Raw genomic sequence first — 813 nt, 5'->3', positions numbered from 1 at the left:
CTTAAGCGCACGTCACGAAGTGACGTATAAGCGCGCACTTACATTTTACTGCGCCACAAGGGTTGATTTGTCTGGATGAGTGACGCGGTTCTCGCCTGTATGGTAGAGTATGCCACAGACCAGCAGGACAGGGGACCGGAAATGCGCAGGCCACGGGACATTGATGCGGAACTGAAGNGCGCTTCAGGAAAAGGCGAAGCAGCTTAAGGCGCAACGGACCATCCAGCTCGGTGAACTGGTCGAGGCGACGGGAGCCGATACCCTGTCGATCGAGGCGCTGGCCGGGGTGCTGCTTGCGGCTGTCGAACAGGCGGACGGCAAACCTGAAGCCGTCGCGAGGTGGACCGAACGGGGGACGGCGTTCTTTCAGGCTGGCGCAAAAAAGGGCGGCCGGAAAGGAACCGGATNACGATCAGAACGGAGCTTCTGGCGCTTGAAAGACGGNATCAGGAAGCAGGCGGCCCTGATCCATCGCCATCAGGCACGAAAGGCACGCACTGACATGCGCGACTGGGCGAAGGCGCGACGGGAACGCACCCATCACCTGATCGAACTGGGTGGCCTGGTCCAGAAGGCGGGACTGGTCGATCTGACCGATGATGACCGCGCCACCCTGCTCGGGGCCTTCCTGGACATTGCGGGGCAGCTTCGGGAAGGCAGGAATACCGCGTCAGGCGACCTGAAAACACGCTGGAGGCGTGCGGGGCTTCATGCCTTCGACAGGGACCGGGAACAGGACTGACGACGCAACACGATCATNNCTGATCTGTCCGCTATCGAATGCAAACGAAACCCTGAACCAGAACGGGAGAA

Annotated in this window: 1 protein-coding gene and 1 pseudogene; both read left to right on the top strand. The window is 60.6% G+C overall.

Going from position 1 to position 813, the window contains the following annotated elements:
* The first annotated feature begins 75 nt into the window (after positions 1 to 75).
* Positions 76 to 437, top strand: a pseudogene (locus tag NJLHNGOC_RS15495) (conjugal transfer protein TraD).
* Between the two features lie 65 nt (positions 438 to 502).
* On the top strand, positions 503 to 742 hold the full coding sequence (locus NJLHNGOC_RS15490; protein ID WP_110570155.1) for a conjugal transfer protein TraD: 240 nt from the start codon (positions 503 to 505) through the stop codon (positions 740 to 742).
* Positions 743 to 813: the final 71 nt, after the last annotated feature.

Source organism: Novacetimonas cocois (genome assembly GCF_003311635.1).
In the GTDB taxonomy this organism is placed as follows: Bacteria; Pseudomonadota; Alphaproteobacteria; order Acetobacterales; family Acetobacteraceae; genus Novacetimonas; species Novacetimonas cocois.
This window is presented reverse-complemented; position numbering and strand designations above follow the sequence as displayed.

Coding starts and splice junctions, on each gene's coding strand:
- NJLHNGOC_RS15490 (WP_110570155.1), top strand. CDS start 503: ATGCGCGACTGGGCGAAGGCGCGACGGGAACGCACCCATCACCTGATC.